This window comes from Amycolatopsis sp. NBC_01488 (genome assembly GCF_036227105.1).
In the GTDB taxonomy this organism is placed as follows: Bacteria; Actinomycetota; Actinomycetes; order Mycobacteriales; family Pseudonocardiaceae; genus Amycolatopsis.
In genome coordinates this window covers 3,991,373-4,013,704 of sequence record NZ_CP109434.1, presented here as the reverse complement: position 1 = coordinate 4,013,704, position 22,332 = coordinate 3,991,373, and the positions used below count along the sequence as shown (strand labels likewise).

The 22,332-nt window shown below is 72.0% G+C and carries 28 protein-coding genes; 11 read left to right on the top strand and 17 right to left on the bottom strand.

The window, feature by feature from the left end:
- Positions 1 to 6 precede the first annotated feature (6 nt).
- Positions 7 to 834, top strand: a complete 828-nt coding sequence (locus OG738_RS19475) for an MBL fold metallo-hydrolase (RefSeq protein WP_329055791.1) — start codon at positions 7 to 9, stop codon at positions 832 to 834.
- A 1-nt stretch (position 835) separates the two neighbouring features.
- Here the strand turns inward: OG738_RS19475 and OG738_RS19470 are convergent, their stop codons facing one another.
- From OG738_RS19470 to clpS, 6 genes are all read right to left on the bottom strand, one after another.
- Complete coding sequence (locus OG738_RS19470) at positions 836 to 1,786, bottom strand: PLP-dependent cysteine synthase family protein (RefSeq protein ID WP_329055789.1); 951 nt, start codon at positions 1,784 to 1,786, stop codon at positions 836 to 838.
- A gap of 3 nt (positions 1,787 to 1,789) precedes the next feature.
- On the bottom strand, positions 1,790 to 2,062 hold the full coding sequence (locus OG738_RS19465; RefSeq protein WP_176175260.1) for a MoaD/ThiS family protein: 273 nt from the start codon (positions 2,060 to 2,062) through the stop codon (positions 1,790 to 1,792).
- A 66-nt stretch (positions 2,063 to 2,128) separates the two neighbouring features.
- Entirely contained in the window at positions 2,129 to 2,536 is a 408-nt protein-coding gene (locus OG738_RS19460; RefSeq protein WP_093948156.1) for a Mov34/MPN/PAD-1 family protein, read from the bottom strand.
- A 64-nt stretch (positions 2,537 to 2,600) separates the two neighbouring features.
- A complete protein-coding gene (locus OG738_RS19455; protein ID WP_329055784.1) occupies positions 2,601 to 3,584 on the bottom strand; it encodes a P1 family peptidase in 984 nt (327 codons plus the stop codon).
- Positions 3,581 to 4,138, bottom strand: coding sequence for a DUF2017 domain-containing protein (locus tag OG738_RS19450; protein WP_329055782.1), 558 nt, complete (start codon positions 4,136 to 4,138; stop codon positions 3,581 to 3,583). The genes OG738_RS19455 and OG738_RS19450 overlap by 4 nt, the downstream gene beginning before the upstream one ends.
- Positions 4,135 to 4,434, bottom strand: a complete 300-nt coding sequence (clpS, locus tag OG738_RS19445; protein ID WP_329055780.1) for an ATP-dependent Clp protease adapter ClpS — start codon at positions 4,432 to 4,434, stop codon at positions 4,135 to 4,137. Before clpS ends, OG738_RS19450 begins: the two co-directional genes overlap by 4 nt.
- Positions 4,435 to 4,508: 74 nt before the next feature.
- On the opposite strand from clpS, the gene OG738_RS19440 reads away from it, so the two are divergent.
- Genes OG738_RS19440 through OG738_RS19430 form a run of 3 tightly spaced genes read left to right on the top strand, consistent with a single transcriptional unit; the run spans position 4,509 to position 7,059 of the window.
- Positions 4,509 to 5,810, top strand: a complete 1,302-nt coding sequence (locus OG738_RS19440) for a nicotinate phosphoribosyltransferase (protein ID WP_329055778.1) — start codon at positions 4,509 to 4,511, stop codon at positions 5,808 to 5,810.
- Positions 5,811 to 5,839: 29 nt separating this feature from the next.
- Positions 5,840 to 6,418, top strand: a complete 579-nt coding sequence (locus tag OG738_RS19435; RefSeq protein WP_329055776.1) for an isochorismatase family protein — start codon at positions 5,840 to 5,842, stop codon at positions 6,416 to 6,418.
- Positions 6,415 to 7,059 (top strand): bifunctional 4-hydroxy-2-oxoglutarate aldolase/2-dehydro-3-deoxy-phosphogluconate aldolase, encoded by a 645-nt coding sequence (locus OG738_RS19430; RefSeq protein WP_329055775.1) that lies wholly within the window; start codon positions 6,415 to 6,417, stop codon positions 7,057 to 7,059. Before OG738_RS19435 ends, OG738_RS19430 begins: the two co-directional genes overlap by 4 nt.
- Here OG738_RS19430 and OG738_RS19425 read toward each other — a convergent pair whose 3' ends face one another.
- Entirely contained in the window at positions 7,060 to 7,677 is a 618-nt protein-coding gene (locus tag OG738_RS19425) for a choice-of-anchor P family protein (protein WP_329056759.1), read from the bottom strand. It lies immediately after the preceding gene.
- 211 nt (positions 7,678 to 7,888) lie between these two features.
- Between OG738_RS19425 and OG738_RS19420 the strand changes: the two genes are divergently transcribed.
- The 3 genes from OG738_RS19420 to OG738_RS19410 all read left to right on the top strand — a co-directional run bounded on the left by OG738_RS19420 (position 7,889) and on the right by OG738_RS19410 (position 11,052).
- Positions 7,889 to 8,479, top strand: a complete 591-nt coding sequence (locus OG738_RS19420) for a biotin transporter BioY (RefSeq protein ID WP_329055774.1) — start codon at positions 7,889 to 7,891, stop codon at positions 8,477 to 8,479.
- Positions 8,480 to 8,600: 121 nt separating this feature from the next.
- Positions 8,601 to 10,652: an ATP-dependent DNA helicase gene (locus OG738_RS19415; RefSeq protein WP_329055773.1), complete on the top strand. Its 2,052-nt coding sequence runs from the start codon at positions 8,601 to 8,603 to the stop codon at positions 10,650 to 10,652.
- 58 nt (positions 10,653 to 10,710) lie between these two features.
- Positions 10,711 to 11,052, top strand: coding sequence for a hypothetical protein (locus OG738_RS19410; protein ID WP_329055772.1), 342 nt, complete (start codon positions 10,711 to 10,713; stop codon positions 11,050 to 11,052).
- Here OG738_RS19410 and OG738_RS19405 read toward each other — a convergent pair.
- The 4 genes from OG738_RS19405 to ctaD form a co-directional block, all read right to left on the bottom strand.
- Complete coding sequence (locus tag OG738_RS19405; RefSeq protein WP_329055770.1) at positions 11,049 to 11,450, bottom strand: OsmC family protein; 402 nt, start codon at positions 11,448 to 11,450, stop codon at positions 11,049 to 11,051. The genes OG738_RS19410 and OG738_RS19405 overlap by 4 nt on opposite strands.
- A 16-nt stretch (positions 11,451 to 11,466) precedes the next feature.
- Positions 11,467 to 12,246: a peptidyl-tRNA hydrolase gene (locus OG738_RS19400; RefSeq protein ID WP_329055769.1), complete on the bottom strand. Its 780-nt coding sequence runs from the start codon at positions 12,244 to 12,246 to the stop codon at positions 11,467 to 11,469.
- Positions 12,243 to 13,472, bottom strand: coding sequence for a phosphoserine phosphatase SerB (serB, locus tag OG738_RS19395; protein WP_329055767.1), 1,230 nt, complete (start codon positions 13,470 to 13,472; stop codon positions 12,243 to 12,245). The genes OG738_RS19400 and serB overlap by 4 nt, the downstream gene beginning before the upstream one ends.
- Before the next feature lie 116 nt (positions 13,473 to 13,588).
- Positions 13,589 to 15,376: an aa3-type cytochrome oxidase subunit I gene (gene ctaD / locus OG738_RS19390; RefSeq protein WP_329055765.1), complete on the bottom strand. Its 1,788-nt coding sequence runs from the start codon at positions 15,374 to 15,376 to the stop codon at positions 13,589 to 13,591.
- Between the two features lie 135 nt (positions 15,377 to 15,511).
- Here ctaD and OG738_RS19385 point away from each other — a divergent pair, with 135 nt between their 5' ends.
- Positions 15,512 to 16,324 (top strand): phosphotransferase, encoded by an 813-nt coding sequence (locus tag OG738_RS19385; protein WP_329055764.1) that lies wholly within the window; start codon positions 15,512 to 15,514, stop codon positions 16,322 to 16,324.
- Here OG738_RS19385 and OG738_RS19380 read toward each other — a convergent pair.
- The gene (locus OG738_RS19380; protein WP_329055762.1) at positions 16,312 to 17,085 is read right to left on the bottom strand and encodes an alpha/beta fold hydrolase; all 774 of its coding nucleotides are present in this window, start codon (positions 17,083 to 17,085) and stop codon (positions 16,312 to 16,314) included. The genes OG738_RS19385 and OG738_RS19380 overlap by 13 nt on opposite strands.
- Between OG738_RS19380 and OG738_RS19375 the strand changes: the two genes are divergently transcribed.
- Complete coding sequence (locus OG738_RS19375; protein WP_329055761.1) at positions 17,084 to 17,623, top strand: GNAT family N-acetyltransferase; 540 nt, start codon at positions 17,084 to 17,086, stop codon at positions 17,621 to 17,623. The genes OG738_RS19380 and OG738_RS19375 overlap by 2 nt on opposite strands.
- Before the next feature lie 34 nt (positions 17,624 to 17,657).
- On the opposite strand, the gene OG738_RS19370 is transcribed toward OG738_RS19375, so the two are convergent.
- Positions 17,658 to 17,966 carry a hypothetical protein gene (locus OG738_RS19370; protein WP_329055759.1) on the bottom strand — a complete coding sequence of 103 codons (309 nt, stop codon included), beginning with the start codon at positions 17,964 to 17,966 and terminating at the stop codon, positions 17,658 to 17,660.
- A gap of 289 nt (positions 17,967 to 18,255) precedes the next feature.
- On the bottom strand, positions 18,256 to 19,380 hold the full coding sequence (locus OG738_RS19365; protein WP_329055757.1) for an alkaline phosphatase family protein: 1,125 nt from the start codon (positions 19,378 to 19,380) through the stop codon (positions 18,256 to 18,258).
- Positions 19,381 to 19,425: 45 nt separating this feature from the next.
- Here OG738_RS19365 and OG738_RS19360 point away from each other — a divergent pair, with 45 nt between their 5' ends.
- A complete protein-coding gene (locus tag OG738_RS19360; RefSeq protein WP_329055756.1) occupies positions 19,426 to 19,638 on the top strand; it encodes an FmdB family zinc ribbon protein in 213 nt (70 codons plus the stop codon).
- Here the strand turns inward: OG738_RS19360 and OG738_RS19355 are convergent.
- A complete protein-coding gene (locus OG738_RS19355; protein ID WP_329055754.1) occupies positions 19,635 to 20,753 on the bottom strand; it encodes a trans-sulfuration enzyme family protein in 1,119 nt (372 codons plus the stop codon). The genes OG738_RS19360 and OG738_RS19355 overlap by 4 nt on opposite strands.
- A 58-nt stretch (positions 20,754 to 20,811) precedes the next feature.
- Between OG738_RS19355 and OG738_RS19350 the strand changes: the two genes are divergently transcribed.
- The gene (locus OG738_RS19350; RefSeq protein ID WP_329055752.1) at positions 20,812 to 21,288 is read left to right on the top strand and encodes an Lrp/AsnC family transcriptional regulator; all 477 of its coding nucleotides are present in this window, start codon (positions 20,812 to 20,814) and stop codon (positions 21,286 to 21,288) included.
- A gap of 18 nt (positions 21,289 to 21,306) precedes the next feature.
- Here the strand turns inward: OG738_RS19350 and OG738_RS19345 are convergent, their stop codons facing one another.
- Together OG738_RS19345 and OG738_RS19340 are read right to left on the bottom strand one after the other, a co-directional pair.
- Entirely contained in the window at positions 21,307 to 21,831 is a 525-nt protein-coding gene (locus tag OG738_RS19345; RefSeq protein ID WP_329055751.1) for an adenylate kinase, read from the bottom strand.
- On the bottom strand, positions 21,815 to 22,279 hold the full coding sequence (locus OG738_RS19340; protein ID WP_329055750.1) for an Lrp/AsnC family transcriptional regulator: 465 nt from the start codon (positions 22,277 to 22,279) through the stop codon (positions 21,815 to 21,817). The genes OG738_RS19345 and OG738_RS19340 overlap by 17 nt, the downstream gene beginning before the upstream one ends.
- Positions 22,280 to 22,332 lie beyond the last annotated feature (53 nt).

The following is a 22,332-nucleotide window of genomic DNA, read 5'->3' as shown; positions in this document are numbered from 1 at the left end:
GTCAGCATGCCCGAACTGCGCACGGCTTTCGCCGGGGTGTCGAACGTCCTGGTCACCGACGGGAACTCGGCGGTCCTGGTCGACGGTTTCTTCTCGCGGCCGTCCCTGCTGAAGATGGCGACGCGCGTGGCGCCGGACCGCGGCCGGATCGACGAGGCCTTGCGTCGGCTCGGCGTAGCGAAGCTCGATGCCGTCCTGGTGGCGCATTCGCACGTGGACCACGTGCTCGACGCGCCGGTCGTCGCCGAGCTGACCGGTGCGACGCTGGCCGGTTCGCCGTCGACCCGGAAGGTCCAGGAGGGCTACGGCCTGGCCGCCGAACCGTTCCAAGAGCTGGTGCCCGGCCGGCCGGTGGAGTTCGGCGCCTTCACGGTGACGCCGGTCGAGACCGAGCACAGCGCCGGCGACCGGGTGCCGGGTGAGATCACCGAGCCGGTGCGGCTGCCGGCCAAGGCGAAGGATTTCAAGACCGGGCGGTGCTACTCGTTCCACATTGCGCACGCGGCGGGCAGCGTCGTGGTCCACGCATCGGCGAACTTCGTGCCCGGAGCGCTCGCCGGTTACTCCGCGGACGTCGTCTACCTCGGCGTGGGAGAAGCCGGCAAGCAGACCGAGGAGTGGCGGGAGCAGTACTGGCGGGAGACGGTCGGCGCGCTCCACCCGCAAATCGTCCGCCCGATCCACTGGGACGCCTTCTGGCGCCCGCTGTCCAAGCCGCTGAAGCTGCTGCCGAAGATGTTCGACGACCTGGGAGCGACGATGGCCACCTTCGAGCGGCTGGCCGAGGCCGACGGCGTCGACCTCGCCCTCCCCGAACTCTGGAAAGCCGAGTGACTCAGGCCCAGAGCTGCCCGTCGAGCCGTTCGGCGGCCTCGTCGAGCGACCCGGCGTAAGCCCCGGTCGACAGGTACTTCCACCCGGCGTCCGCGACGACGAAAGCCACGTCGGCGGTCTCACCCCGGGCCGCGGCCTTCTCGGCCACCGCCAAGGCCGCGTGCAGCACCGCGCCCGTCGAAATCCCGGCGAAGATGCCTTCGTGCTCCAGCAGCTCTCGAGTCCGCCGCAAGGCGTCGTACGCACCGACCGAGAACCGGCCGTTGAGCACCGACGGGTCGTACAACTCCGGGACGAACCCCTCGTCGAGGTTGCGCAGCCCGTACACCAACTCGCCGTAGCGGGGCTCGGCCGCGATGACCTGGACGTCCGGCTTCGCCTCGTGCAGGTACCGGCCGACGCCGACCAGCGTCCCGGTCGTGCCGAGGCCGCCGACGAAGTGCGTCAGCGTCGGCAGGTCCTTGAGCAGCTCGGGCCCGGTGCCGCGGTAGTGCGCCTCGGCGTTGGCCGGGTTGCCGTACTGGTAGAGCATCACCCAGTCCGGGTTGGCCTCGGACAGCTCCTTGGCCCGCCGGACGGCCTCGTTCGAGCCGCCCGCGGCCGGGGAGAACACGATCCGCGCGCCGTAGGCCTGCAGCAGCTGCTTGCGCTCGGTGGAGGTGTTCTCGGGCATGACGCAGACCAGCCCGTAGCCCTTGAGCTTGGCGGCCATGGCCAGCGAGATGCCGGTGTTGCCCGACGTCGGCTCCAGGATCGTGGAGCCGCGCCGCAGCTTGCCTTCACGCTCGGCGGCTTCGATCATGGCCAGCGCGGGGCGGTCCTTGATCGAGCCGGTCGGGTTGCGGTCCTCCAGCTTCGCCCAGAGGCGCACGTCGTGCGTCGGCGAGAGCCGGGGCAGCCCGACCAGCGGGGTGCCGCCGAGCGCGTCGAGCAGGGACTCGAAGCGAGCCATCGATCAGCCACCGGCCACGGCGGGGAGGATGGTCAGGGTGTCGCCGTCCTTGACCTCGGCCTCGAGCCCGCCGGCGAAGCGCACGTCCTCGTCGTTGACGTAGACGTTGATGAAGCGGTGCAGCTTCTCCTCCTTCACCAGGCGCGCCTTGAGGCCGGCGTGCCGCGACTCGACGTCGTCGATGACCTCGAGGACGGTCGCGCCCTTCGCCTCGACGGACTTCTCGCCGCCGGTGTGGGTGCGCAGGATCGTCGGGATGGAGACGGTCACGGCCATGGGTTCTTACCTCCGGTGGTTTCCTAGACGCAGACGCCTTCGGCGCGCGGTTTGTTCCGAGCGGGCTCAGCCGACGATCTCGACCGGCTCCTCGGTGATCTCGGCGTCCACGATCCGGTAGGACCGGAACTCGTGCACTTCGGGGTCGCGGGTGGAGACGAGCACGTAGTGCGCGTCCGGCTCGGCCGCGATGTTCGCGTCGGTCCGCGACGGGTAGGCCTCGGTCGCGGTGTGCGAGTGGTAGATCACCACGGGCACCTCGTCGTTGGCGGCCATCTCGCGGTAGAGCTTCAGCAGGTCGCCGGAGTCGAACTCGTAGAACGTCGGCGACCGGGCGGCGTTCAGCATCGGGATGAACCGCTCGGGCGAGTCGGACCCTTCGGGCCCGGCGATGACGCCGCACGCCTCGTCGGGGTGGTCACGGCGGGCATGGGCGACGATCTCGTCGACGAGTTCACGGCGGATCCGGAGCACACCGACATCTTAGGTGGTGGACACAAGCTGTCCAGATGATGAGACGTACTGCTCACCAGGGAATTCAGCCGAACGCTTCCGGCCAGACGTCGCGGTAGGCCGGCACCCCGCCGGCCGTGGTCGCCGCCAGGAGACCGTGCACCATCGCCCGCGCGAACACCCGCGCCGCCGCCGAGCAGAGTGCGTCCAACGCCGCCGGACGCGCCGCCGCGCCGAACGGGCCGCTCGCGTCCGGCAGCTCGCGAGCCCCCGTGGCCAGCGCGAACACCGTGTCGCCGTCGAACATCGTGTGGGCCGGGCGGACCGCGCGCGCCAGCCCGTCCTGGGCCGCCACCGCCAGCCGTCGCGCCTCGGCCTTCGACAGCGCCGCGTCCACCGCGACCACGCCGATCGTCGTGTTCAGGTCGGTCGGGCGAGAAGGCAGCGAGGCGGCTCGCGAAGGCCACGTCACGCCGAAGTCGCCGTGGTCGGCCGCGTACGCCCGGCCGGTCGTCAAATCCACGGCCTCACCGGCCGCGTTGACCGCCGCCAGTGCCCCGACCGTGTACTCGCCGACGACCTCGCTCGCCGTGCCGATGCCGCCCTTCAGGGACCCGACGGCCGCACCCGCGCCCGCCCCGACCGTGCCCTGCGTGACGGGGCCCGGGGAAGCCGCGTCGCAGGCCGCATAACCGAAGGACGCGTCGGGCCGGTTGCCCCACTCGCTGCGCGGCAGGTCGAACAGCACGGCCGCGGGCACGATCGGCACCACCTCGTGGGGCTGCCTGCCGACCGGGAACCCCAGGTTCCGCTCGGCGAGCCACCGCATGACGCCGTCGGCCGCGGCCAGCCCGTACGCGCTTCCGCCCGACAGGCAGATCGCGTTGACCCGCTGCACCAGGTTCTCCGGCTCCAGCAGGTTCGTCTCCCGCGTGCCGGGCGCGCCACCGCGCTGGTCGACCGCGCCGACCGCGCCGTCGGGCACCAGGACCACCGTCGTCCCGGTGGCCCAGCCGTCGCCGACCCGCTCGTGGTGCCCGACGAGGACACCGGATACGTCGGTGATCATCCGGTCAGCGCCTGGATCAGCGTCTCCTGCACCCAGGTCAGCCAGTGGTAGACGCCGAGGTGCGGGGCCCGCGGGTCGTCTTCCGGCAGCTCGTCGGGCATGTCCTCGGTGACGTCGAGCGCGGTGCCGAGCGCCAGCCGGACGTCGTTGAGCGCGCCCAGCCAGGCGTCGGCCTGCTCCTCGGTGAGCCGGACGTGGCCGCCGTCGCGGGGCAGCGTGTCGAGCACGATCTTGGCCACGCCGACCTTGAGGTCCAGCAGCTCCGGCTCGTGCAGCGAGCGCATGGCCGCGGCTGAGTCGAGGTCCTCGCGGGTCGGGTTGTCCGGGTCGAGCCGGTGGAAGTCCGGGAGCAGCCGGGACAGCACCGGGTCGTCCGGGGACTCCGACGGGCCGGTCCGGATGCCGGTCAGCTCGGCGAGCTCGTCCTGCGGCGCCTCTTCGGCGCGCGCGGTGAGCATGTCCTCGAGCTGGCTGACGAGACCGCGCAGCACGGCCGCTTCCTGCTGCTCGAAGCCCGCGTGGATCACCGCGCCCTTGCGCCGCCAACCGTTCACGAGGGCTGCTCCATGGTGGCCCACAGGCCCGCCGCGTGGAGTTTCGCCACGTCCGTCTCCACCTTCTCCTTGCTGCCGGACGACACGATCGCCTTGCCCTTCTGGTGCACGTCCAGCATCAGCTTGGTGGCGTGGTCGCGGCTGTAGCCGAACAGCTTCTGGAAGACGTACGTGACGTACGACATCAGGTTCACCGGGTCGTTCCAGACCACGGTCCGCCAGGGGGTGTCCGACTCGGCGACCTCGGCCCCGACCGGCTCGACCTGCGTCTGCTCGGCTGCGACAGGCGTGGACATGCACCCCATGGTGTCACGGGGCGCACGGGGTACGCCGCGCCAGGTCCGGCCATGTGGGTGAATAGGCTTACCCCATGGGTTCACCGGAGCCGGCCACGGCCAGCACTGCGCTGCTCACCGACCACTACGAGCTGACCATGCTGGGCAGCGCGCTCGCCGACGGGACGGCGGAGCGGCCCTGCGTGTTCGAGGTGTTTGCCCGGCGCCTGCCGGACGGACGCCGCTACGGCGTCGTCGCGGGGACCGCCCGCGTCCTGGACGCGATCGCGGACTTCCGCTTCACCGACGCCGAGCTGGCGCAGCTGGAGGCCACCGCGGTCGTCGACGACGCGACGCTGTCCTGGCTCGCCGACTACGAGTTCTCCGGTGACGTCGACGGCTACCCCGAGGGCGAGCTGTACTTCCCGGGCTCGCCGCTGCTCACGGTCACCGGCACGTTCGGCGAGTGCGTGCTGCTGGAGACGCTGGTGCTGTCGATCCTCAACCACGACAGCGCGATCGCGTCCGCGGCGGCCCGGATGTCCGGCGCCGCGCACGGCCGGCCGATCATCGAGATGGGCGGGCGCCGCACGCACGAGTACGCGGCCGTCGCCGCGGCCCGCGCCGCCTATCTGGCCGGCTTCGCGACGACGTCCAACCTCGAAGCCGGGCGCCGCTACGGCATCCCGACCCGCGGCACCGTCGCGCACGCCTTCATGTTGCTGCACGACAGCGAAGAAGCGGCGTTCCGCGCGCAGGTCCAGAAGATGGGCGCGGACACGACGCTGCTGGTCGACACCTACGACATCACCGCCGGCATCGAGACCGCGGTCCGCGTCGCCGGCCCGGAGCTGGGCGCGATCCGGATCGACTCGGGCGACGTCGGCCCGCTCGCCCGCCGCGCCCGCGAGCAGCTGGACTCCCTCGGGGCGAAGGACACCCGGATCGTCGTCTCCGGCGACCTCGACGAGCACGCCATCGCGGCGCTGCGCGCGGAGCCCGTGGACGCGTACGGCGTCGGGACGTCGGTCGTCACCGGGTCCGGCGCGCCGACCGCCGGGATGGTCTACAAGCTGGTCGAGGTGGACGGCAAGCCGGTCGCCAAGCGCAGCGCGCACAAGGAGTCCCGCGGCGGCCGCAAGTCCGCGCTGCGGCGCCACCGCGGCACCGGCACGGCGGTCGAAGAGGTCGTCTGGACCGCGGCCGGCGCCGCGCCCGAGCCGGAGGAGAACGACCGGCTGCTGCAGATCCCGCTGATCCGCGCTGGCCGCGCGGAGGCGGACCTGCCTACGCTCGACGACGCCAGGCAACGGCTGCGCCGCGGCCTGGTCAGCCTGCCGTGGGAGGGCCTCAAGCTCTCGCACGGCGAGCCCGCTATCCCGACGCAGTTTTTCTGAACGACGCTGTCTCTGAAACGGAGTCCGGTATGGGAACCGCGCTGATCGTGGTGGACGTGCAGAACGACTTCTGCGAAGGGGGTTCGCTCGGCCTGCCGGGCGGGGCCGCCGCGGCCGCCGCCATCTCGAAGCAGGCAGCCGAAGGCGGGTACAGCCACGTCGTGGCCACCCGGGACAACCACATCGACCCGGGCGCCCACTTCAGCGAGACGCCCGACTTCAAGGACAGCTGGCCGGTGCACTGCGTCGCCGGCACGCCGGGCGCGTCGTTCCACCCCGCGCTCGACGTCGTCCCGATCGTCGAAGTGTTCTCCAAGGGCGAGTACAGCGCCGCGTACTCCGGTTTCGAAGGCGCGTCGCGCGACGGGAAGTCCCTGGAGGCGTGGCTGCGCGAGCACGACGTCACCGACGTCGACGTCGTCGGCATCGCAACGGACTTCTGCGTCCGCGCGACGGCGCTCGACGCGGCGAAGGCGGGCTTCGGCGTGCGCGTCCTGCTGGATCTGACGGTCGGCGGCTCGCAGCCGACGGTGGACGCGACGATCGAGGACTTCGACAAGGCGGGCGTCACCTACTCCGGGACGGCGTTCGTCGGGTCCGCGGGGTGAAGGACCTGCAGGCTTCGCTGGCCGAACACCGGCTCGTCGCGATCCTGCGGGCCTCGGACGCGTCGCGGTTCGCCGACGCGGCGATGGTGCTGCACGCGGCGGGCATCCGCCTGCTCGAAGCGACGCTGACGACGCCGGGCGCGCCCGCGGCCATCACCGCGCTGCGCCTGGCGCTCGGCGGGGACGCGCTGATCGGCGCCGGCAGCGTCCGCGAACCGTCCGATGTGGACACCGCGGTCGACGCCGGCGCCGCGTACCTGATCACGCCGACGGTCAACCCGGCGGTCCTCGAACGCGCCGCCGAGCTGGAGACCCCGGTGATCTGCGGCGCGCTGACGCCGACCGAGATCGACCAGGCGTGGCGCCTCGGCGCGGCCGCGGTGAAGGTGTTCCCGGTCGCCGCCGTGGGCGGGGTCGCCTACCTGCGCGCGGTCCGGGCCCCGCTGCCGGACGTCCCGCTGGTCCCGACCGGCGGCGTCCACCTGGCCGACGTCGAGGGCTACCTGCGCGCGGGCGCGATCGCGGTCGCCGCGGCGACGCCGTTGCTGGGCGACGCGCTCGCGCCGAGCGGCAGCCTGCCGGACCTGGCGACCCGGGCCGGCGAGTTCGTCGCGGCGGCTGCCCGCTTCACGACGGCGTAGCTACTTCTTCCCGAACGGGTCGCAGGCTGCCGTGCCCAGGTAGACGTCCCCGCTCGCCGGGCCGCCCTGCGGGAACAGCTCGATGTGCACCGCGTGCGTCACCAGGCTGCCGTCCGGCGGCTGCGGCGTCACGGTCTCGTTGAGGATCACCGTCGCGAGCGCGGTGCCCGCGGGGCCGCCCGGGATGACGATCCGGTCGTTCGGCGGGATCTGCGGGGGCACGGTGATCCCCTCGACCGTGCCGATCGAGACCTCGCCGAGGCTCCCGGTGGCCGTCGTGGCGCACTTCGCCGAGTAGGTGCGCACCGACAGCGCCGGGCCGCCGTAGCGCTTGAGCACGGTGGCTTCGAACCGGTGCCCGGACGCCTGCGCGACGGACACCGCGTCCGAGCGCCCGCAGCCGGTCTCGCCGAACCCGAACACCGCGATGTCGCCGGTCGCGCCGCCCTGCGTCTGCGCGCTGTAGGGGCCGTCGACGGTGCACTTCGCCAGTTCGCCGGTCACGACGTGCTCGTTGTCGACGGTCACGTCGACCGAGCCGGAAGACGCCCATCCGGTGGACGTGACCGGCGCGGCGGCCACCAGGAGCGGGGCGGCCAGCGTCGTCACCGCCAGCAACCGGAATGTCCTCTTCCTGGCGGTTCGCATGCACCGGCCTCCACGGTTGTCGTGACAGTTCGCAGTTACCCTCTTCGTCATCGGCAGGCCCGGTGCCGTCCCTGATCGGGTCCACCCGGACGGGTGGCCGGTGAGGAACGCAACTTCCGGGGTTTTCCCGGGGTAACGAGCGTTAACGTCAGGGCGTCGCCCGTTCACCCAGGGAGGTTTCGTGTCTTCGCTGTCCTTCGCCGGCAAGCGGCCCGTGCTGGCCGACCTCGTACCCGGTTCCCTCGTCCGGGACATCGCGCTGGTCGCCGGCGGTGCCGTGCTCACCGGCGCCGCCGCGCAGCTGACGATCCCGGTGCCGGGCAGCCCGGTGCCGATGACCGGCCAGACGTTCGCCGCGCTGCTCGTCGGCGCTTCGCTCGGCATGTCGCGCGGTGCCGCGTCGATGCTGGTGTACCTGCTGGTCGGCGCGGTCGGCGTGCCGTGGTTCCAGCACGGCACCGCGGGCCTGTCCGGCGCGAGCGCGGGCTACATCGTCGGCTTCGTGTTCGCCGGCGCGCTCGTCGGCGCCCTCGCCGGCCGCGGCGGCGACCGCACACCGGTGCGCACCGCGGGCACCATGGTGCTCGGCAACCTGGTGATCTACGCGTTCGGCGTGCCGTGGCTGATGGCCTCGACCGGCTTCGACCTGTCGACGGCGTTCGCCAAGGGCGTGACGCCGTTCCTGGTCGGCGACGCGGTCAAGATCGTCGTGGCCGCCGGGCTGCTGCCGCTGACCTGGAAACTGGTCTCGGGCCGCCGTTCCGAAGACTGACGGTTCGCCGAAGGGGACTTCACGCTCGTGAGGTCCCCTTCGGCGTTCCCGGCACCCGGCGCGAGTGGCCCGTTCGCGACGGATCACCGATCCTGTCGGCCCCGGCGGCTAATGTGTCGCTGTGCCCGCCCGAACTGATTTCCCCGGCGTCCTCGAGCTCCTCACCCACGCGGTGGAGTCCGTCGGGGGTGCCGAACGCCCAGGGCAGGTCGAGATGGCCCAGGCCGTCGGCCGCGCGATCCGCACCGGCGAGCACCTGGCCGTGCAAGCCGGCACCGGCACCGGCAAGTCCTTGGCCTACCTCGTTCCCGCGATCCGCCACGCCGTCGAGAAGGAGGCCACCGTCGTGGTCTCCACGGCGACGATCGCGCTGCAGCGCCAGCTCGTCGACCGCGACCTCCCGCGCCTGGCGAAGGCGCTGAAGAAGCCGCTGGGCCGCGAACCGACCTTCGCGATCCTCAAGGGCCGCCGCAACTACATGTGCCTGCACCGCCTGGACTCCGGCGCGCCGGACGAGCCGGAGGACGCCCAGCTCTTCGACCCGTTCGCGGTGTCACGGCTGGGCAAGGAGGTCACGCGGCTGCGGGAGTGGGCGTCGGACACCGAAACCGGCGACCGCGACGAGCTCGTCCCGGGGGTCACCGACCAGGCGTGGCGCCAGGTGTCCGTGACGGCGAAGGAATGTCTCGGCGCTTCGCGCTGTCCGATCGGCACGGACTGCTTCGCCGAGAAAGCCCGCGCCGAGGCCGGCCGCGCCGACATCATCGTCACCAACCACGCGCTGCTGGCGATCGACGCCCTGCAGGGCTACCAGGTCCTGCCGGACCACGACGTGGTGATCATCGACGAGGCGCACGACCTCGTCGACCGCGTCACCTCGGTCGCCACCGGCGAGCTGACCAGCGCGATGTGCGCGTCGGCCGCCCGCCGCTGCGGCAAGCTGATCGACGCCGACGTCGCCGACGGCCTGCTGGAAGCGGGTGACGGCCTGGCCCTGATCGTCGACGACCTGCCGCCGGGCCGGATGGACGAGCTGCCGAGGCCGCTGAAGGGCGCGATCCCGGCGATCCGCGACGCCGCGCACGCGTGCATCACCGCGCTGGGCTCCGACCGCAAGGAGGACGTCGAGGGCGCCACCGCGCGCAAGCTGGCGCGCTCGCTGCTCGACGAGGTGCACGACACCGCGGTCCGGCTCCTGGAGGCGTTCGACGACGACCAGGCGCACCAGCGCGACGTCGTCTGGCTCTCCGGCGACAAGTACTCCTCGAACCCGCGGCCGCCGGCGCTGAAGGTGGCGCCGCTGGGCGTCGCCGGGCTGCTGCGCGAGCGCGTCTTCAACCTGCACACCACGGTCCTGACTTCGGCGACGCTGACGCTGGGCGGCACGTTCGACACCATGGCGCGCCAGTGGGGGCTCCCGCCGGGCTCGGCCCGCGTCGAGAAGGCGCCGGGCGCGGCGACGGACAAGGAAGCGCCGTCCGACACCGACTCCGGCCCGAAGTGGACCGGGCTGGACGTCGGCTCGCCGTTCGACCACCAGCGCAACGGCATCCTCTACCTGGCCAAGCACCTGCCGCCGCCGGGCCGCGACGGGCTCGCCTCGTCCACAATGGACGAACTGGCCGAGCTGGTCGAGGCCGCAGGCGGGCGCACACTGGGGCTGTTCTCCTCGATGCGGGCAGCCAAGCAGGCGGCCGAGGAGATGCGCGAGCGGCTCGACTTCCCGATCCTCTGCCAGGGCGAAGACGCGACGTCGCTGCTGGTCCAGAAGTTCTCCGAGGACGTCCGCACGTGCCTGTTCGGCACGCTGTCCCTGTGGCAGGGCGTGGACGTCCCCGGGCCGTCGCTGCAGCTCGTGGTGGTCGACCGGATCCCGTTCCCGCGCCCGGACGACCCGGTGTCCTCGGCGCGGCAGCGTGCGGTGGAAGCCCGCGGCGGCAACGGGTTCCTCACCGTGGCGGCCACGCACGCGGCGCTCCTGCTGGCGCAGGGCACCGGGCGGCTGCACCGGTCGGTCACCGACCGCGGCGTGGTCGCGGTGCTGGATTCGCGACTGGCGAACGCCCGCTACGGCGGATTCCTCCGTGCTTCGCTGCCGCCGTTCTGGCCGACGATGGACCCGAAGGTGGCCCGCGACGCGCTGCGCCGGCTGGACGCAGCCGCGCCCGCGTGACGCGGTCCACAACACCGCCCGGTACGGTGAACCCACCGACGCAGCAAGGGAGCACCGGTTGACCCAGGATTCGTCCAGCGCACAGTCCCGGACCGTCAGTGTCGACGACACCGGCGTGCGGCGGCGGCTCGCGGACGGCAGCGAAGAAGCTGTCACGTGGGCCGGCCTGTCGTCGGTGATGGTCCGCGTGATCCCCGACGGGCCGTGGAACGAAGACGTGTTCTTCATGCTGGTGGGCACGGACGGCCGCGGCACGGCGGTGCCGAGCGGCGACCCGGCGGCCGACGCGCTGATCGAGCGCCTGCAGGCCCTGCCCGGCTTCGACAACGAGAAGTTCATCGAGGCCATGACGACCGACGCCGACCAGGCCTACGTGGTCTGGGAATCCAGCGAGAACTAGACCGGGAACTCTTCCGTCACCGGGATTCCCTTCTTGAGCGTCCGGCTCACGGTGCAGAGCCGCTCGATCGCACGGTCCACGGCACCGGCCAGCGCTTCCCGCTGATCCGCCGCCAAAGTCGACACGTCGACATCGAAAGCGACGTGCACGGCGTCCAGCTCCGAGGCACCTTCACGCCGATCGGCGCCGACGGTCACGCGGAACGTCGCGTCTTCGCCCACCCGCCGCGTGATCAGCTCCTCGGCGGTCACCGCGCTGCAGCCCGCGGTCGCGATCTGCAGCAGCTCCGCGGGCGAGAACGCCCCTTCCGCGCCGGTGCGGCCCAGCCGGACCTCCGCGCCACGGTCGTTGCGGCCGACGAAGGAGTGCTTGCCGTCGCGCTGTACTTCGAGTCCCATGCCCGCTCCAACCCGCTCAGGAAAGCGCTTGTTCCGGCTCCCACTGGGCAAGAACCGTGATGGTGCCCGGATCGACCTCGGTGAACCCGGCGTCCCGGACGGCGACGACGCGGTCGCGCCGCCACGCGCCCTCGGGGTCGTCCCCGGGGTGCAGTTCCTTCCACCGCGCGACGCTCGCCGTGCGCACGGCGCTCCGGTAGCCCTGTGCGGCCCACCGCGACAGCGCGGCGTCGTCCAGCAGCGCCGCGAGGATCATCGTGGCGTGCCCGACCTGGGCGGCGGCCTTGCCGACGGTCATCGGCGCGTGCGGGTTGAGCAGGAGCAGCGGGACGCCGTCCGGGATCGGGCCCGGCTCGTCCGGCGGCAGCTCGCTGCCCGAGATCTGCAGCCGTGAGACCTCCTTGGGCGCCTCGGCGACCAAGCCCGGGACCAGGGCCCGGGCCTCGGCACCGTCGATCTCGACGGTGATGCCCGGCAGGTCCTGGACGGCCGCCCAGTGCGCGCCCCGCGCCCGCCGCGCGACCTTGCGGATCCGGTTGTCCAGCCACGCGTGCACCGGCTCGGCCCACTCGCCGCCGGGCTCGGCGCGCTCGTCGAGGCAGACCGCCAGCGCGGCGGCCGCCGCGGCCTCCAGCAGCGGTGTGCGGCGGGGCGGCTCGGCCCGTTCGATGCGCAGGATCACCGGCATCGCCCGGACTTCCTCCGGGAGCTCGTCGGAGGTGTCCGACGTGTCTTCGGCCGGGAGCCCCAGCCAGTAGGCGTAGCGGGCGCCCAGGGGGTCGAGAACGCTGCTCACGGACGCATCAGCTCGAGCCCGTCGGCGGCATCGGCCGCCTCGACCTCACCGCGGGTCAGGCCGAGCACGAACAGCACGGCGTCGAGGTACGGGTGCGAGAGCGCGGTGTCGGCCACTTCACGCAGCGCGGGCTTGGCGTTGAACGCGACGCCCATGCCGGCCGCCGACAGCATGTCGATGTCGTTGGCGCCGTCCCCGACCGCGACGCACTGCTCCAGCGGGACGTCGTACTCGTCGGCGAAGCGGCGAAGCACCTTCGCCTTGCCCGCCCGGTCGACCACCTCGCCGACGACCTTGCCGGTCAGCTTGCCGTCCACGATCTCGAGCTCGTTCGCCGCCGCGAAGTCCAGGCCCAGCTCTTCCACCAGCCCGCCGATGACCTGCGTGAACCCGCCGGACACGACGCCGGTCTTGAACCCCATCCGCTTGAGCGTGCGGATCGTCGTGCGGGCGCCCGGCGTCAGCTCGATCGACGCCGCGACCTCGTCGATCGCGGTGGCGGACAGGCCCTCCAGCAACGCGACCCGCCGTTCCAGCGACTCGCTGAAGTTGAGCTCGCCACGCATGGCCGCCTCGGTGATCTCGCGGATCTCCGGCTCCACCCCGGCGTGCGCACCCAGCATCTCGATGACCTCGCCCTGGATGAGCGTCGAGTCGACGTCGAAGACGACCAGCCGCTTCGCCCGGCGCGTGATCCCGGCCCGCTCCACCGCGATGTCAACGCTCGCCTCGACCGCCGCGTCGGCGAGCTCCAGCCGCAGGGCGGCGTCGGCCTCGGGGGTGTCCTGGTCGACCGAGACGTACAGCTCCAGGCCGGTCACCGGGTAGTCGGCGACGCTGCGGATCGCGTCGATGTTGGCGCCGAGCGACGCGAGCCGGCGCGCGACCTCCGAGAAGCCCCGCGCGGTCACCGGGCGGCCCAGCACGACCAGCACGTGGGTGGAGTCGCGGCGGCCGAGCGCGAACGGGTCCTCGCCGATGGCCGAGCCGATCTTGACGTCGACCGTCATGCCGACGGACGCCATCGCCTGCTCGACGGACTCCTGCAGGCCCTCCGGGTCGCGATACACGCCGGCGAGCACGCCGAGCACGAGCTGCCCGCGGATGACGACCTGCTCGACGTCGAGCACGTCGACGTCGTGGCGGGTCAGCACCGCGAACAGCACGGACGAGACACCCGGCTTGTCGGGGCCGGTCGTCGTGATCAGGACGGGGGTCTGGGTCACTGGTCATCCCTCGTTCGGCAACGCTGCACGATCAGTCTGCCGGTCCGGGCGCGGACATAAGTAGAGCGCGTGCCCGGCTTCACAAAAGCCGGGCACGCGCTCACTCGATCAGGGTGCTACCTGTCGCCTTGCTCGCTGGCGTTGTCCCCGGAGTGGTCTCCCGGGATCACCGCTTCGGTGAGCACCTGCGACGGGGCCGCGTGGCTGTTGACCCGCTGCTTCCCGAAGAAGCCGATCTCGCCCTCGTTGTGGATGCGCTCGATCATGTGCGGGTAGTGCAGCTCGAACGCGGGCCGCTCGGAGCGGATCCGGGGCAGCTCGGTGAAGTTGTGCCGCGGCGGCGGGCACGACGTTGCCCACTCGAGGGAGTTGCCGTAGCCCCACGGGTCGTCCACCGTGACGATCTCGCCGTACCGGTAGCTCTTGAAGACGTTCCAGATGAACGGCAGCGTCGAGGCACCGAGGATGTACGCGCCGATCGTGGAGATCGTGTTCAGCGTGGTGAAGCCGTCACTGGTCAGGTAGTCCGCGTACCGGCGCGGCATGCCCTCGGCGCCCAGCCAGTGCTGGACGAGGAACGTGCCGTGGAAGCCGATGAACGTGGTCCAGAAGTGCCACTTGCCGAGCTTCTCGTCCATCATCCGGCCGGTGATCTTCGGGAACCAGAAGTAGATGCCGGCGAAGGTGGCGAACACGATCGTGCCGTAGAGCACGTAGTGGAAGTGCGCGACGACGAAGTAGCTGTCCGACACGTGGAAGTCGATCGCCGGCGCGGCCAGCATGATGCCGGTCAGGCCGCCGAAGAGGAACGTGACGATGAAGCCCATCGAGAAGATCATCGGCGTCTCGAAGGACAGCTGGCCCTTCCACATCGTGCCGATCCAGTTGAAGAACTTGATGCCGGTCGGGACGGCGATCAGGAACGTCATGAAGGAGAAGAACGGCAGCAGCACGGCGCCGGTGGCGTACATGTGGTGCGCCCACACCGCGACCGAGAGGGCCGCGATCGCCAGCGTCGCCCAGACCAGGCTCTTGTAGCCGAACAGCGGCTTGCGGCTGAAGACCGGGAAGATCTCCGAGACGATGCCGAAGAACGGCAGCGCGACGATGTAGACCTCGGGATGGCCGAAGAACCAGAACAGGTGCTGCCAGAGGATCACCCCGCCGTTTTCGGGGTCGAACACGTGCGCCCCGAGGTGCCGGTCCGCCAGCAGGCCCATCAGGGCCGCGGTCAGGATCGGGAAGGCGAGCAGGATCAGGATCGACGTCACCAGGATGTTCCAGGTGAAGATCGGCATCCGGTACATCGTCATGCCGGGCGCGCGCAGGCAGACCACGGTGGTGACCATGTTGACCGCGCCGAGGATGGTGCCGAGACCGGAGACCACCAGGCCGGAGATCCACAGGTCCGCGCCGACGCCCGGCGAGTGGATCGCGTCCGACAGCGGGGTGTAGGCGAACCAGCCGAAGTCGGCGGCGCCACCCGGGGTCAGGAAGCCGGACAGCACGATCAGGCCGCCGAAGAGGTACAGCCAGTACGAGAACGCGTTCAACCGCGGGAACGCGACGTCCGGCGAGCCGATCTGCAGCGGGAGCACGAAGTTCGCGAAGCCGAAGAGGATCGGGGTCGCGTACAGCAGCAGCATCACCGTGCCGTGCATGGTGAACAGCTGGTTGTACTGCTCCTGCGACAGGAACTGCTGCCCGGGCCGCGCCAGCTCGGTGCGGATGAGCATGGCCATCGCGCCGCCCGCCATGAAGAAGGCGAACGACGTGACCAGGTACATGATCCCGATCTGCTTGTGGTCCGTCGTGCGGAACAACCGCAGCAGGTACGAACCCTTGACCGACTCGCGCGCGGGGTACGGGCGCGTCGCGATCGGCTTGGGGGCTACGGCCGTCACTCCTGCCTCCAACACTCAAACCTCGGGGTGGTCATCGTCCGGCCGCCGGGCGCGGGCGGGGCCCGGTTCCGGCGGTCATGGGGATCGTAGCCCTCGCTACCGACAGTCGCGCGCACCGGCTGGCAAGATCGGGCCGTGCCCGACGATTACACGCGCGCCGCGGTGCGCGCGGCACTCACCGTGACCTCCCGGCTGGGCCTGCGCGAGCACGAGCCGGCGGTGCTCCACGAACGCTCGAACGTGCTGGTGAAGCTGGGTCCGCTGGTGGCGCGGGTGCCGGGGACGATCCGCCTGGCGCGGCCCGGGCCCGCCTGGCAGGAGCGGGACGTGGCCGTCTCCCGGTACCTCACCGAACGTGGTGTGCTCGTCGTCTCACCGGCCACGGATCCCCCGGCCGGACCCCATTTCGCCGACGGCCTGCCGGTCACGCTCTGGCACCACACCCCGCACGATCCGGACCACCGGTACGCACCGGACGTCGTCGCGCGCTCCCTCGCCGAGGTGCACGCGGCGCTGCGCGAATACCCGGGCGAACTGCCCCGGCGCGGCCCGCTCGACGACCTGGAACGCATCTTCGGCCGGCACGACCTCGAGCCCCGGTTGCGCGAGGAGGCCGCCCGCCTCGCGCCGGCGCTGCCGGAGGTCGCCGTGCAGGCGCTGCACGGCGACGCGCACCCCGGCAACCTGATCGACACTCCCGCGGGCCCCTGTTGGCTGGACTTCGAGGACACCTGGCGCGGCTCGCTGGCCTGGGACCTCGCGATCCTCGGCCGGCAGGGCGGCCCGGAGTACCTCGCCGCGTACCCGGGCGAAGTGGACGAAGACGCCCTTCGCGTCTGTACGCGGCTGCGAGAGCTGTATTCGGTCGTGTGGCGGTTCGTCATCGCGATCCGGTTCCCGCACCGCCTCCCCGAGGCCCGTTCCGCGCTCGCCGCCTACTTCTCGTGAGGCTGCTCGTGCGTCGCGGGGTACCAGGACAGGATCGCCTCGACCACGCCCGCCGGGTCCTCCAGCGGGGTCAGGTGCCCGGCACGCGGGAGCACGACGAGCGTCGCGCCGTCCAGCGCTTCGACCATCTCGCTCGCCGCCGCCACCGGCGTGATCGGGTCCTCCTCGCCGACGACGACCAGCGCGGGGACGTGCGAGTCGCGCAGCAGGTCGAGTGAGTCCGGGCGCGTGCGCAGCGCGAGCGCAGTCCACGAGATCCCGGCCGGCGGCTGCGATTCGATGATCTCCCGGACGGTCGCGACGACGTCCGGACGCTGCTTCCGCGTCGATTCGGCCAGCAGGTTCGGCAGGTTGGCCTCGACGAGCCAACCCGTGATGCCCTCGTCTTCGACGCGCTTGGCGACTTCGAGCCGCGTCTGCGCGGCCTCGGGCGTGTCCGGCGTCGCCTTCGTGTCGATGAGCACGAGGCCGCCGACCCGCTCCGGCGCCAGCCGCAGCACGGCCATCGCGAGGTAACCGCCCATCGAGCAGCCGCCGAGCACGACGCGGTCCAGTTCCAGCCGGTCCAGCAGGGCTACGACGTCGCGCGCGGCGTCCTCGAGGCTCGGGTCGCGATCGGACTCCGGCAGCGGCGAGCGGCCGAGCCCGCGCTGGTCGACAGTGATCACCCGAAGGCGTGAAGCGAGGGGCTCGCGCACCGCGTTCCACATGCGGGCGTCCAGGGGAAAGGCGTGGAGGAGGACCAGCGGCAGTTCGGTCATGCGGGCCATTTTGTCGGACCCCCGCGCTAGCTTCGCCGCTGTGTTCACCGACATCGAAACCGACCGGCTGCTGCTGCGTCCGCTCCACGAGGCGGACCGGCAGGCGATGGTCGACATCCACACCGACCCGCGCACCAACCGCTTCCACCCCGACCCGCCGGACGTCCCGCGCGCGTCGGAGATGTTCTCGGCCTGGCTCGCGCACTGGGCCGAGCACGGCTTCGGCTACCCCGCGGTGCTCGAACGCGGGGGCACCGAGGTGATCGGCGTGTGCGGGGTGCGGCTGCGGGAGTTCCACGGCGAGAAGGTGCTGAACCTCGGCTACCGGTTCCGGCCGTCGGCGTGGGGCAAGGGGTACGCGGTGGAGGCCGGGCTGGCGGTCCTCGACTGGTGTGCCCGCGACCTGCCGTCGCTCCCGGTGCTGGCGAGCGTGAGCGTCGACAACAAGCCGTCGCTGCGAGTGGCGGAGCGGCTCGGCTTCACCGACTACACGGAGGAGAGGTACGACGGCGCTTCGTCGCGGCACTACCGGCGCTGAGCCGGGCGATCTTTGACAACTCCAGAGCGAAACGTCACCAGCGGCGGCGCTGCGGCCGCCGCCGGGCCCGGGCGTCCCAGCAGGCCCGGTGCCAGTGCCGCCGGTCGGCGACCGAGCCGGTCTCGTCGGCGGGCCAGACGACGAGGTGCGGCGTGCCCGGCCGGATCTCGTGGTCACAGCCGGGGCAGCGGTAGGTCTTGGCCGACTGCGAGCCGGGCACGGTCCGCACGAGCCAGTCACCGTCGGACCCGGACTCGGCACGCGCCCACCCGGTCGCGGCACCCAGGTCGCGTTCGGGCGGCCCGCCGTCCGCGCGGCGGCCGGGACGGTTGCGTCGAGGCACCCCCGAACGGTATCCGCGCCCCACGACTCGCCCACCACCCGTGTCGTCCCCCAAGCACGCAAGCACGTGTCGACCCGCCAATCACCCGTGATGCCCCTCCAATCACCCGTGATGCCCCCTCAATCACGCGTGATGCCTCCCCGATCACGCGAGATGCCGGTCGGATCTCAGGCCGGCGGCCCACACCCCCGGCCCTCCCGCAGCGGCCCACTCCCGTCACTCGGGTACGCAGTGGACAGGTCAGGACATCACCGGGAAAGTGCCCGGAAACCGGACCCTTCCGGGGCGCTCACCCCTGCGCGAGCGCCAGCGGCACCAGCTGTTCGGCCGTGGTGAGCGAGCCGTGCTGCCCGATGAGCGACGTCTCGACGGCCTCGGCGAGTCCCCGCACCATCCCGAACCGTCCCCGGGCCGCCGCGACGACGTCGCCGATCCGGGGCAGCACCCGGTCGCTGACCGTGTGGCCGAACCACCCTTCGGCGACGGCCTCCTCCCGCGAGCGCACCCACGCCCGCTCGCCCAGCACCGCGCGCCAGGCCGCGAGGACGTCCGCGGCCGCGCCCGGCTCGGTGTAGACGTGCCGGGCCCGCACCTCACCGCCGAACGTCCGGACGCCCGCGAGCAGCTCCGGGACGTCTTCGAGGTCGAGCTTGTCGTCGACGGTGACCATCCCGTGGTCGGCCACCACCGCGAGCAGGGCACCGGCCGGCAGACCGTCCACAAGGGACTCCACGAGCCGGTCGAGCTGCCGCAGCTGCATCCGCCACGCGACCGAGCCGGGCCCGTAAACGTGCCCGAGGAGGTCGAGTTCGCTGTGGTAGGCGTAGCAGAACGCCCGGCCCTCGAGCGCCGACAACGTGCGCGCGGCGAGGTCGCCCAGCGCGTGCACCCCGGCGTACCGCGCTCCGCCTTGGGTGGCCAGGGTTAGGGCCGTGTCGCGGAACTTGGCGGACGACACGACGGCCGCGTCGATGCCCGCCGCGGCGGCCCGCTCGAAGGTCGTCTGCAGTGGCTGGACCTCGCGCGGCGGGAGGGCGCCGCGCAGGTCACTGCCGTCTTCGTGGCTGCACCAGCGCAACGCGTTGAGCACACCGGTGCCCGGCATCTCGAACGTGTAGCCGACCATGCCGTGCTCACCGGACGCGAGCCCGGTGCCGATCGCGGCCACGCCGGCGGCCGTCGTCGACGGGAAGCCCACGCGCAGCGACTCCTGGGCGAGCTCGGCCAGCACCGGCGCGTCCGCGGCGTGCTCGGCGAGCAGCTCCCAGCCGAGCCCGTCGAGGAGCAGCACGGCGGCACTGCGCGCCTCCGGCAGCGTCAGCGTGTTCCCGCAGCCGGGCACCCCGAGCGCGGCGAGCAGGGACGGGACGACCTGGCCGAGGTGCGGGACGTCGGCGAGCGAGGGCGGCTGCACGCGCCCAGCTTCCCATCCACGGGGTCCTCCGGCGATAATCGCGGCATGCCGACCTACGCCTACCGCTGCCGCGAGTGCACCGAGACCTTCGAGCTCCTGCGCCCGATGAGCGAATCCGGCGCGCCGGCGGCCTGCCCGGAAGGCCACCGCGACACCGTCAAGCTGCTCACCACGGTCGCCCTGACCGGGGCCGCGAGCGGACCCGCGGTCCCGGCCGGCGGTGGCGGTGGCTGCTGTGGTGGCGGCTGCTGCGGCTAAAGCGCCTTGAGCGCCTGCTCGAGGTCGGCCCAGAGGTCCTCGACGTCCTCGAGCCCGGCCGAGAGCCGGATCAGCTGGTCGGACACGCCCGCGTCGTGCCGGTCGCCCGCGTCGACGATCCGGTGGCTGATCGACCCCGGGTGCTGGATCAGCGTGTCGACGCTGCCGAGGCTGACGGCCGGCGTGATCAGCCGGACCGCGCCGATCAGGGCGTGCGGGTCGCCGTCGACCTCGAACGCCACCAGCGGCCCGCCGATCCGCGGGTAGTGGACGGCGGTCACGGCCGGGTGCTCCCCGAGCCGTGAGGCCAGCGTCGCGGCGGTGGCGGCCGCGGCGCCGACGCGCAGCGGCAGCGTGGAAAGCCCGCGCAGCAACAGGTATCCGGCGAGCGGGTGCAGCACGCCACCGGTGGCGAAGCGAATCTGCCGCAACCGCGCGGCTTCCGAGGCGTCACACGCGACGACCCCGCCCATCACGTCGCCGTGGCCGCCGAGGAACTTCGTCGCGCTGTGCAGCACGATCCGCGCTCCGTGGAGACCGGGGCGCTGAAGCACCGGCGTCGCGAAAGTGTTGTCCACCAGCAAAGGCACGTCCCCGCACGCACGAGCCAGCGCGGCGATGTCGGCCTCGGCGAGCGTCGGGTTCGCGGGCGTCTCGACGAACACCAGCCCGGTGTCGGGCCGCAGCGCGGCGGCGACGGCGTCCGGCGCGGCCCACGTGACCTCGGTGCCGAGCAGCCCGGACTCGAGCAGGTGGTCGCTGCAACCGTACAGCGGGCGCACGGCGACGACGTGCCGTTTCCCTTGCGCCACCGCGGAAAGCAGGCAGGCCGAGACGGCGGCCATGCCGCTGGCGAACGCCACGCCGTGCTCGAAGCCCTCCAGTTCGGCGAGCGCCCGCTCGAACCGCTCCACGGTCGGGTTGCCCACCCGGCCGTAGATCGGCGGCCCGTCGAGTTCGCCGCCGGCGGCGAAGTCGTCGATCCGGGCGGCTTCGGCGGCACTGTCGCGGGAGGGGTAGGTCGTCGACAGGTCGAGCGGGGCGGCGTGCACGCCGAGGTCCGTGAGGTCGTCACGGCCGGCGTGGACGGCGCGCGTGCGCAGCGAGGAGGTCATGCCAGCATGGTCGAGCTTTCCCCGGATCGCAGGCAACAGCCTCGGATATCATTCGCCGATGCCCGATTCCGTCGAACTGAGTCCGGTCGATCTCGCGATTCTGCGTCTCCTGCAGAACGATGCCCGGATCACGAACAAGGACCTGGCGGCCGCGGTCGGCATCGCGCCGTCGACGTGCCTGGACCGCGTCGCGCGGCTGCGGGAGACCGGGGTGATCACCGGGCAGCACGCGTCGGTCGACGCGGCGAAGCTGGGCCGTCCGCTGGAGGCGTTCCTGTTCGTCCAGGTCCGCCCGCACCGGCGGCCACTGGTGGACCCGTTCGTCGAGCATCTGCTGTCCCTGCCCGAGGTGCGCGCGGTCTACCACCTGACCGGGCCGGACGACTTCCTCGCGCACGTCGCCACCAGCTCCGCCGGCGAGCTGCAGCGCCTGGTGCTGGACGAGCTGACCGCCCGGGACGAGGTCGCCCGCGTGCACACGAACCTCGTCTTCCAGCACTGGAGCGGCGGGCCGCTGCTTCCGCCGGACGCCTGAGGTCAAAGAGGTCAGAGGTCAGAGCGTTTCCAGCCAGCGGCGGGTCGCACGCGGGGACGTCAGCCGGACGATCTCCGGCCCCGGCGACTCCGCGGCCCAGGCCCGGATGCGCTTCCGCTTGGTCGAGAACGACGTGAAGTGCCAGCGGATGATCGAGTCCGCCGAGAACATCTGGCGGACCGACTCGACGTTCCCGTTGCAGATCCGCCGACGGGTCAGCGAGCGCGCGGCGGTCCGGCGCAGCAGGCGCCCCAGCGAAAGCCAGCGCGGATAGTCGAGGCCGACGACGAGCTGCGTGCGGGCCAGCACGAGGTCCCGCCACTTGCCGTACGCGGCGTCGAGAACCCAGCGCTCCCCCGCGCACACCTCGGCGATGCGGCGGCGCTGTTCGTCGTCGGGCACCGCGACCCAGCCCGGCAGCCAGCTGAGGTCGTCCGCGGAGACGTGGGGCAGGCCGGTGCGCTCGGCGATCCGGGCCGCGAGCGTCGACTTGCCCGAGCCGGTCACGCCGTAGACGACGATGCGCTCAGGCGTCGAGGTCACGCGCGGGCTCCCGCGGTCCGCGGTAGGGCAGCGTCTGGCTGTAGACGACGTTCGTGGTCGTGCTGCCGAACTGGGCCAGCTCGTCCATGGTGTGCTCGAGGTGGGCCATCGAGGCCGCGGCGACCTTGAGCGTGTAGCAGTCGTCGCCGGTGGTGCGCAGGCATTCCAGGATCTCGAGGCGCTCGCCGAGCAGCTTGTGCAGGGCCTCGTGGCGGCTGCCCGGGTACTTGAGCCGGACGACCGCGAGCACCGGGTAGCCGACCTTGCCGAGGTCGACATCGGCGCGGTAACCGGTGATCACGCCCGCCGCTTCGAGGCGCCGGAGCCGTTCGGTCGTGGCCGACGCGCTGAGGTTCACCCGGCGGCCCAGCTCGGTGAGCGGCAGCCGGGCGTCCTGCTGGAGCTCGACCAGGATGGCCCAGTCCGTCGGATCAAGACTCTCGGTCATGAGGCGAATGTACCGCGAGATCCACGGCCGGAGCCGCCGAACGCCGTGATCAT